The organism is Nostoc sp. UCD121, assembly GCF_014222285.1.
Classification (GTDB): Bacteria; Cyanobacteriota; Cyanobacteriia; order Cyanobacteriales; family Nostocaceae; genus Nostoc.
In genome coordinates this window covers 1-9799 of the sequence record NZ_JACKZS010000256.1, presented here as the reverse complement: position 1 = coordinate 9799, position 9799 = coordinate 1, and the positions used below count along the sequence as shown (strand labels likewise).

Below are 9799 nucleotides of genomic sequence, written 5' to 3'. Positions count from 1 at the left end.
TTATATAAGTTTATTATGCTTGATATTTAGCAGTGTATATGGTATATGTAGGTGTTTGGGATTAAGTGAAAAACTCTCAATATAAGCAGTTAGTTATTTGTAATAAATCTCAAAAAGTCCCAAAAACGCTGGTGAACTAAAGCTCCTCAGTACACTAGCCGAATAAAAGTAGTCAATAGTTAACAATTAGCCCATCAACTAAAGTCATAGCTTCAGGATGTCTATAATCTGTTATACAGGCATCCAAAAGCTTTGCCTGTGCTAAAATCAGCATACCGGCACGACCGCAGGTGATGGGAAAAATGCCATGTTTGAACGCTTCACAGAAAAAGCCATTAAGGTAATCATGCTGGCCCAAGAAGAGGCCCGCCGTTTAGGTCACAACTTTGTCGGAACCGAGCAGATCCTCCTGGGTCTAATTGGCGAAGGCACTGGAGTGGCTGCCAAGGTGCTGAAATCAATGGGCGTCAATCTCAAAGATGCCCGAATTGAAGTTGAAAAAATTATAGGACGGGGATCAGGCTTTGTTGCCGTGGAAATTCCGTTTACGCCACGGGCAAAGCGAGTTCTAGAACTCTCCTTGGAAGAAGCACGCCAACTGGGGCATAACTACATTGGCACCGAGCATCTGCTGTTGGGCCTAATCCGCGAAGGGGAAGGTGTCGCAGCCAGGGTGCTAGAAAACCTCGGTGTGGATCTATCTAAGGTAAGAACTCAAGTCATCCGCATGTTGGGAGAAACTGCCGAAGTTTCACCAGGTGGCTCATCCGGGCGCACAAAAACCCCGACTCTGGATGAATTTGGCTCAAACCTGACCCAGATGGCGATAGACAATAAGCTCGATCCAGTGGTGGGACGCGCCAAGGAAATTGAGCGGGTGATTCAGATATTGGGTCGCCGAACCAAAAATAACCCAGTGCTGATTGGGGAACCAGGGGTTGGTAAAACTGCGATCGCTGAAGGTTTAGCTTCACGCATTGCCACCAAAGATGTCCCTGACATCCTGGAAGATAAACGCGTCGTCACGTTGGATATTGGTTTGCTCGTAGCAGGAACCAAGTACCGGGGTGAATTTGAAGAACGCTTGAAAAAAATCATGGATGAAATCCGCTCGGCGGGTAATGTCATTCTCGTGATTGATGAGGTACACACCTTAATTGGTGCAGGTGCAGCAGAAGGTGCTATTGACGCAGCGAATATCCTCAAGCCAGCTTTGGCCAGAGGTGAGTTGCAGTGCATCGGTGCTACAACCCTAGATGAATACCGGAAGCACATCGAGCGAGATGCAGCGCTAGAGCGACGTTTCCAACCAGTAATGGTTGGTGAACCTACAGTTGATGAAACAATTGAAATTTTATATGGTCTGCGCGAACGCTACGAGCAACACCATAAACTGAAAATCTCCGACGAAGCATTAGTGGCGGCGGCGAAGTTATCAGATCGTTACATTAGCGATCGCTTCCTCCCAGATAAAGCCATCGACTTAGTTGATGAAGCTGGTTCTAGAGTGCGCTTGATTAACTCCCAACTGCCACCCGCAGCCAAAGAGTTAGACAAAGAACTGCGTCAGATATTAAAAGAAAAAGATGACGCGGTGCGCTCTCAAGACTTTGACAAAGCTGGAGAACTGCGCGATCGCGAAATGGAAATCAAAGCTGAAATCCGGGCGATCGCTCAAAGCAAGACCAATGCAACTGGCACAGAAGGTGAAGAACCTGTAGTTACAGAAGAAGACATTGCTCACATTGTCGCTTCCTGGACTGGGGTACCGGTGAACAAACTCACCGAATCTGAATCTGAAAAGCTGCTGCACATGGAAGACACCTTGCATCAGCGTTTAATCGGTCAGGATGAAGCTGTGAAAGCAGTTTCACGGGCAATTCGTCGCGCTCGTGTCGGTTTGAAAAATCCCAATCGACCCATAGCTAGCTTTGTCTTCTCTGGGCCTACTGGTGTAGGTAAAACCGAGTTGGCGAAATCCTTAGCTGCTTACTTCTTCGGTTCCGAAGAAGCGATGATCCGCTTAGATATGTCCGAATACATGGAGCGTCACACCGTCAGCAAGCTGATTGGTTCCCCTCCAGGTTATGTTGGCTATAACGAAGGTGGTCAGCTGACCGAAGCCGTGCGGCGGCGACCTTACACCGTGGTGTTGTTCGACGAAATCGAAAAAGCGCACCCCGATGTCTTCAATATGCTGTTGCAAATTTTGGAAGACGGTCGGTTAACTGATGCCAAAGGTCGCACGGTGGACTTTAAGAACACCTTGCTGATTTTAACTTCCAATATTGGTTCTAAGGTAATTGAAAAAGGCGGTAGCGGTATCGGCTTTGAATTCTCCGAAGATGCCAGCGAGTCAACTTACAACCGGATTCGCTCTTTAGTCAACGAAGAACTCAAGCAGTACTTCCGTCCAGAGTTCCTCAACCGACTCGATGAAATTATCGTCTTCCGTCAGTTGAACAAGCCGGAAGTGACCCAAATCGCCGAAATTATGCTCAAGGAAGTATTTGGTCGTCTGACGGAAAAGGGTATCACCTTAGAAGTCACAGACCGCTTCAAGGATCGGTTGATCCAAGAAGGTTACAGTCCCAGCTACGGCGCAAGGCCATTACGTCGGGCAATTATGCGCCTGTTAGAAGATAGCCTAGCAGAAGAAATTCTGTCTGGTCGTATCAAAGATGGCGATACTGCCATCGTTGATGTGGATGAAAATGGCATTGTCCAAGTTAGTTCTCAACAACGCCGGGAATTGTTACCCCAAGGTGTTGAGTAAGATTTAGAGTTTGGGATTTAAGTCTCAAATAGAAAATTAGAAAACGGTAGAGTATTTATTGCTCTACCGTTTTTTTTCGGTCTGCGTTAGTATATCGTTCACTAAACCGCCTTGTATTATAGCTTGGTAGTAGAATTAGGATACAACATGAACAAAGGAGCAAGAACATGCAAGCCATACTTTTAAGCCGCGAAGAAGTTGGACGACGTGCGAAAGAATTATATGAAAATAGCATTCGTCAACAAGTGGAACGAGAAGAAAACATCGGTAAAATGGTGATTATCGATATAGAAACAGGTGAATACGCAATTGATAAAACAGGCTTAGAATCAGCACGATATTTACGTAATAAAAACCCATTTGCTCGACTATATGGAATTCGCATTGGTTATAAAGTTGCTGTTTCCTTCTCTGGTTTTCTAGAGCGTGATTCACAGTGATTTCTGGGATTGTCAAGGATGCACACCCAACTGTTAATGTAGAATTTCGACTGCCAAATTTACCAGATTTTACGATTGAATTTGTTATAGATACAGGTTTTACAGATTACCTTTGTTTACCACCAGAAGCAGTTGCTTTATTGAATTTATCTTTCCGTTATGAGCTACCTGCAAATTTAGCTGATAATAGTTGGGTAGATATACCAGTACATGAAGCTGTTATTATTTGGAATGGCGAAGAAAGGGTAGTTAATGTACTTGCGACAGGAAAGCGACCTTTATTAGGGACTGCTTTACTTGATGGGTATGAACTTGTCATACAGTTTATCGAGGGCGGTTTAGTAACAATTGATGAATTGTAGTTGCTTTCTGGATATATAGACTTTCTATCAACAGCAATGAAAATTATTACCCCAAGGGGTTGAATAGGATTTAAAATTTTAGCTTTATCGTTAGTCAGCAGCTACTCGTCAATTAGCCACCCACGCTCTATTCCGTGTTCAATTCCGCCAGTCCAATCCATTTTCAGATGCTTCCGCACTTTATGGAATAGATGTTGAACTACAACTAGATTAATTGAATTTTTAACATATTTTTCTTCATATCTAAATTCTCGGTCAGTATTTTTCTGCTGACGTAGTACGTAAATTTGGTCAACCTTGTACTTGCGAAGATTGACATTACTGGTCAGCTTAATCCACTCCATAAGTACAACATATAAACTATTTGGATTTCTTGCCTTTAAGTCCTCTGCTGCTCGTGATGAACCTTCGAGCATAGTTTTATCGAGATATGTTTTACATTCAATTGCAACAACTGGAATATCGAAAATGTGCGTTTCGGTGTTTCCTGTAACTGTAACTTCAGAGTAGTTTTCCGGTTCCTCTTTAAGAAGTGGCAGTACTTCCCTAGGATTTTCATCTTTCTCCGGTGGGGTTGCTGCTTCAAATGATACTTGAATAGTGGCTCCAATTACAAAGTCATGATCTTTCTTTTCAATACGTGCATACGGTCGCTTAAGCATCTCAGAGTATTTTGGCGGTACAAAGAAAATATCTTTGAATGTATGTGATTTGCCGATGAGAGCATTTTCTCCAAAGTCTCTGACTAAATCTTTAAACAGATAATAGAGAAATTCCTCTAGTACGCTAGAGTGAAGGTTCGATCGAGAATCAAACTTCTCAGCATAGTGCTGCTGGTCTAAAAAGTCCTTATATTTTGATAGAAGTTCTACCCTAGTAGCAATAATTGCTTCATCTTGAGCAGTAGGTGTTGATGTCGGCCCAACTAATTCGAGATTAGCTGAATGCCACTTGTCATACTCAGCTCTAATCTCACTGAGATATTTTTTACTGCCAACATCCCTGTATTTTGTGCGGTGATTCTCCTTTTGTTCAAGATTAGAGCCGTGAACTAAAGGGTTCCTATCGCTTTTGGGCATAGCTCTAATTTCTCTTGAAGATGAAGTGCGATCGCTTTAGCAAGAATAGGTGGTACAGCATTACCTACCTGATTGTACTGGCAAAGAAACTTCTCGTCGAATCTCTCTTCTCGATGTAATAATTTGTGAGATACAACAGTCTTCTTCCCTAGAAAACGATAAGTGTCAGGAAAAGATTGAACACGTGCCCCTTCACGGGCTGTCAAATTGCGATGCTGAAAAGGATGAAGAAAATTGGCGTAAAATGAAGCGGCTATTGTATGTGATGGTTTATATGGATTTAAACGTCGGTTGTTCTGGTCATAATTTATCTCAGATAACTCTCCATTTCCACTACGCCGTCTAGCCCCATGTTCTTTTGGTGCGTCTGAACTTGATTCACCCCATTTAATGTGTTTGAAGCGTTCTACAAGCCTCTGGGAATGATCCATTGCAACATGATTGTAAAGTGTTGTACTGCCATTCCTGATCCAGCTTTGATAGTTATTGAGAGGTTCTGAAATGTAAGGTTGTTTCTCTTCACCCTCACGTGCATTCAGTGGTGGTAAATCTGATATAGCATCCCACAAGCTTATGGCAGGAAGTAAACCCATGCAAGCAAATATTGATAATTGAGAGCTATTGATATGTAATAAATCTAAAGAATGTGTTTTTGGAGGAATACCTAATTTTTTTCCTGTTTTATTTCCAACAATAAAAATACGCTCCCTAATTTGTGGCACACCATATTCAGCAGAATTTAATGACCATACTTCTACAAAATATCCTAGATTTTCAAAAGTTTCTTTAATGATATCTGTTACCTTTTTACCTTCATTATTTTTGCGCGAAAGTAAACCTTTAACATTCTCCATTACAAAAGCTTTAGGTTCCAGAAAACATATCCACTCAGCAAAGTTAATGAATAGACTATTTCTAGGATCTTTAGGATCTTTTTGTGCTGGGCCGGCAATACTAAAACCTTGACATGGAGGCCCACCAATAACAATATCCGGCTTGAAGTGACAGATATCATTAACGCTACTTGCAGTGTTTAAATCACGGATATCCTGTTGAATAACTGTCATATTAGGGCGGTTATGGCGCAGTGTATCACAAGCCCAGGTATCAATCTCAACGGATAAAGGAACAGAGAAACCTGCCATCTCAAAACCTAGACCAAAGCCGCCAGCCCCAGCAAACAAATCAATAGTGATAGGTTGTGCTGTTAGCATAGACTCTTAATGTGGTTACTCATCTGGTTTACCTTCTAAACACTCTAGGATGATACCCTTGTAACGCTTTGTCAACCTGCTATACAGTTGGATACAGCCGATATACAAATGCGATCGCTATTGCTTGGTTTTCTTTCAGTCCAGCTTGGCGGGCTAGATACCAAGTCGGCAAAGCGCCTAATGCCAAGGCAGCTGCCTGCACAGCAAATAACCAGTAAACACTAGGATAGATTTTATAGAGTAAAGCCAAGGGATAGAATATCCAAGCAGCATGATCGCCGAGAATATGAAAACCTATGAAAGAGCTAATAGGCGGTTGCCCTTGACTAATTAAATAAACTGCTTGGTCAAAAATTCCTAAGTCAAAAGCGTTTGATTGAAACAACTCGTGTCGTAAGCTGCTGCACCCAAACAAAATTAAGGCACTCACGCCAATTATCCAACCAAGATAACCAAGCTGATTCAGTTTTTTCCTCATGCCATCAAAAAAGTATTCATCGTAAGTATTTTAGATACATAATTAGCAATATTATTCACTACCCTAATCAGCCTTAAATGTATCGCCCAAATATTGTAAAGCTATTCACAAAAAGAACTACAATTTTCGCACCAAAAAAATGGTTATTTAGCTTACTGGTAATATCTCTAGTTCTCTGGTTGATATTCTTGGGAAATTCCCCTTTACGAGACTGGGATGAAGGGACTTACGCTCTAGTCGCCAGAGAAATTTACCGGACTGGTAACTGGCTTTATCCCACCCTTCAGGGAGAACCATTTTTATTAAAACCGCCTTTGATGCAATGGTTAATTGCTTTGTGCTACCAACTAGGAGGAGTGCAAGAGTTAACCACACGCTTACCTGGTGCGATTTTAACTGCCTTGGGTGTGCCTTTGCTTTATTTAGTAGGGCGTTTGGCTTTTAAACAAAATTTACCTGCTTTATTTGCTGCTTTAGTTTACTTGACAATGTTGCCTGTGGTGCGTCATGGAAGGCTGGTAATGTTAGATGGGATGACCATTTCTTTTTTCTTGCTGTTGTTATTTTGTCTTTTGAAGGCACGTCAGAACCGAAAATATGCTCTAGGCGTGGGATTTTGTCTGGGGTTAATTATTCTGACTAAAGGGACGATAGTTTTACTATTGGGGGCGATCGCCTGTTTATTCTTGTTTGCAGATCGGCAATTAGCTTTGTTGAAAAGCCCCTATTTATGGGTAGGAATTTTATTAGGAAATGCTCCTGCGATCGCTTGGTATATTGCTCAATGGCAACATTATGGTAATACTTTTTTAGAGGTGCATTTTCAAGCACAAGCTTTTGACCGTCTTACACAAACTGTTGAAGGTAATAGCGGCCCTGTTTGGTACTATTTATTAGAACTACTCAAATATGGTTTTCCCTGGCTGTTATTTTTACCTGGAGGGCTTTATCTAGCTTGGAAAAAACGTTATGAAACTTGGGGTTCTCTAGTTCTGTTGGGTACAATTATTTACTTAGGAACTATTTCTTTTATGAGAACTAAGCTTCCGTGGTATGTCATGCCTGTATATCCATTTTTAGCCTTAGCAATTGGTGCTAATTTGAGTGAAGTTTGGCAGAATGGCAATTTTCGAGTGCGAACCTGGACAATATTTTTGGCTATTATTTCTATTGCTGGTTTAGGAGGTTGTGTTTACTTTTTTATTAAGAAACAGCCTATTTTAATAGTCATGAGCATTGTTTTGGTAATAAGTATGGGCATCGCAGCATGGTTAGTTAAACAGCGCGATCGCAACTTTATTCCTGTATTATTTATAGGGATGTATTTAGTGTTAACCTTATTGGTAAGTTCGCAATCTTGGATTTGGGAATTGAATGAAGCTTTTCCAGTTAAACCAGTAGCGGAATTAATTCGGGCAAATGTTTCACCAGGAACACAAATTTACACCTCTTTTGCTTATGGTCGTCCCAGTTTAGATTTTTATAGCGATTGCAAGATAACTGCTACAACTGTGCCACTTCTGCAAAAAATGTTATCAAATAAATCTTATTTGCTGTTAGATAATGGGGCTTTACAGCAAATAAATTTAACTGGTAGTAAAATTCTAGGAGCAACTAACGAATTTACACTAATTATTAAAAATTAATTATACCAAAAGCTACAGATACCCGACTTTTCAAAGAAGTCAGGTATCTTATTTCTCGGTAAAACACCAATAGATAATATTAATCAAATTAAGCTACCCAAAGATCGCGGGCAAATCGAATAGAGAATGTCAACATTAGTATTCCAAAAAAGTACATGATTGGGTATCCCCAGCGAGGATAACGGGCAAGTAATAACCCGAATGCCATTGACAGCGATACAATCCCGTAAGCGTAGCGTTCAGCCGAGGCTGTAATCCCGGTGTTTAAAATTAAAGCGAAAGAAGAAAACCCATAGACAACAGTAACAAGGGGAATTTTAGCGCGTGATAACCATAGTAAATAAATACCGCCAAAAACTAGTGCAATTTTAAATAATTCATCTCCTGTCAATGACCACAACAATAGCCATAAAAAATATACTCCATAGCGGAATTTACTTATCCCCAGATATACACGAAAGCGCCATAATAAATAGCCGCTACCAATAATTATTAAAAATAATAATGGATATAAAGGGTCTTTAATATAGCCAGATTTCCAGTTAGTGAAACCTACCGTAATTTGCATCAGCATCTTCCACCAACCTTCCCAAGCAAACCCTGTTGCATCACCACGCCATGCTTTTTGTGCATGGATGAAAGCCAAAGCATCACCAAATTTAATTTGACAATAAAGGCTGTAGAGGGATATACCCAAACCAACAGTTAAACTGGCAATATACGCTTTTATGCCTCTACGCTCTTTCCAAGAAACAAATACAAAAGCGGGGATAAGAGCAACTCCGGGTAGTCGGGTTGCTGTAGATAATGCTCCCCATAATCCTGCCCAAATATATTGCTTTTTATCAAAAGCTCGTAAGGCAGATGTGGTACACAACAAAAACAGACCTTCAGTGTAAATTACAGTTCCATAAAGGGAATAGGGACACCATACTAAAGTAGCTGTCGCCCATCGTGCTGTGCTTGTGTCGTAAAGCTCCTGCACCCAAAAATAAAGTATGAGTAACGCAGCTAAAAAAGCTGAATTATTAACTAATATACCTGCCACTTTAAAAGGCAAACCAGTGAACATAATGATCCGGCTTAACAATGGAAATAAAGGAAAAAATGCAACTGTGTGAATTTCCTTTACTTCACTAGAGAAATCATAACCAGAAGTCACAATTTTCTCATACCAAACACTATCCCAAGCATGAAAAACATCCCAACTGAATGTGGCAATAACGCCATTTGATGAACTTGGAAATAATGGGGCAATCAGTAACATAGCGATTGCTATTAAAAGCCTACTAGAAAGCCACATTACTATGACAAAAAATAAGCTATCCGGCAAAATTTTTTTCTCTATATTCATTTATTTTAAATAGATACATTAACTTTTGATTGATGCGTTAAAAAAATTCAGCTTTTAATTTTGGATAAATCATGTCACAATTTTGCACAACAAACCAGAGTGTAAAACCTAAAGGTATAGAAAACAACTGGATATAGATAGGAGTTCCTAAATAGCCAAAAAATGAGGACATTTGCACTACGATAGCTACCCAACGATATTGAGGAAAGTAAAAGGCAAAGATAAGAGAAAATATATCGGTAGGATAGAAATATCTGTCGTGCATCTTGGGTAGGATATATGGCATAAAGAAAACTGATATTGTCGCTAAGTGTATCAGTCTATCTTGAGTAATTTCTAGTCTACTTTTATAGACAATGTATGCAAATAAAAATATCGCAGATATAGTTAAGGCTAAACCTATAGGAACAACAATATTATAAAAATTACTGGGAATCCATTGATAAATAT

7 protein-coding genes and 2 pseudogenes are annotated in these 9799 nt (G+C 40.4%); 4 read left to right on the top strand and 5 right to left on the bottom strand.

Annotation, left to right across the window (positions count from 1 at the left end; all coding sequences use genetic code 11):
- Nucleotides 1–307: 307 nt before the first annotated feature.
- The 3 genes from GNF10_RS32155 (at nt 308) to GNF10_RS32145 (ending at nt 3578) form a co-directional block, all read left to right on the top strand.
- On the top strand, nt 308–2776 hold the full coding sequence (locus tag GNF10_RS32155) for an ATP-dependent Clp protease ATP-binding subunit (RefSeq protein WP_185587500.1): 2469 nt from the start codon (nt 308–310) through the stop codon (nt 2774–2776).
- A gap of 167 nt (nt 2777–2943) precedes the next feature.
- A complete protein-coding gene (locus GNF10_RS32150; RefSeq protein ID WP_185587498.1) occupies nt 2944–3216 on the top strand; it encodes a hypothetical protein in 273 nt (90 codons plus the stop codon).
- Nucleotides 3213–3578 carry a clan AA aspartic protease gene (locus GNF10_RS32145; protein ID WP_185587496.1) on the top strand — a complete coding sequence of 122 codons (366 nt, stop codon included), beginning with the start codon at nt 3213–3215 and terminating at the stop codon, nt 3576–3578. The genes GNF10_RS32150 and GNF10_RS32145 overlap by 4 nt, the downstream gene beginning before the upstream one ends.
- A gap of 101 nt (nt 3579–3679) precedes the next feature.
- Here the strand turns inward: GNF10_RS32145 and GNF10_RS32140 are convergent, their stop codons facing one another.
- From GNF10_RS32140 to GNF10_RS32130, 3 genes and pseudogenes are all read right to left on the bottom strand, one after another.
- Nucleotides 3680–4657 carry a Bpu10I family restriction endonuclease gene (locus GNF10_RS32140; RefSeq protein WP_185587494.1) on the bottom strand — a complete coding sequence of 326 codons (978 nt, stop codon included), beginning with the start codon at nt 4655–4657 and terminating at the stop codon, nt 3680–3682.
- Nucleotides 4630–5871: a DNA cytosine methyltransferase gene (locus GNF10_RS32135; RefSeq protein ID WP_185587492.1), complete on the bottom strand. Its 1242-nt coding sequence runs from the start codon at nt 5869–5871 to the stop codon at nt 4630–4632. Before GNF10_RS32135 ends, GNF10_RS32140 begins: the two co-directional genes overlap by 28 nt.
- 82 nt (nt 5872–5953) lie before the next feature.
- Nucleotides 5954–6349 (bottom strand): annotated as a pseudogene (locus GNF10_RS32130) (DUF2079 domain-containing protein); the annotation flags it as partial.
- Nucleotides 6350–6426: 77 nt separating this feature from the next.
- Between GNF10_RS32130 and GNF10_RS32125 the strand changes: the two are divergent.
- Complete coding sequence (locus tag GNF10_RS32125) at nt 6427–7995, top strand: glycosyltransferase family 39 protein (protein WP_185592112.1); 1569 nt, start codon at nt 6427–6429, stop codon at nt 7993–7995.
- Nucleotides 7996–8083: 88 nt separating this feature from the next.
- Here GNF10_RS32125 and GNF10_RS32120 read toward each other — a convergent pair whose 3' ends face one another.
- Both GNF10_RS32120 and GNF10_RS32115 read right to left on the bottom strand, forming a co-directional pair.
- Complete coding sequence (locus GNF10_RS32120; protein ID WP_260446360.1) at nt 8084–9262, bottom strand: mannosyltransferase family protein; 1179 nt, start codon at nt 9260–9262, stop codon at nt 8084–8086.
- Between the two features lie 124 nt (nt 9263–9386).
- Nucleotides 9387–9799 (bottom strand): annotated as a pseudogene (locus GNF10_RS32115) (hypothetical protein); the annotation flags it as partial.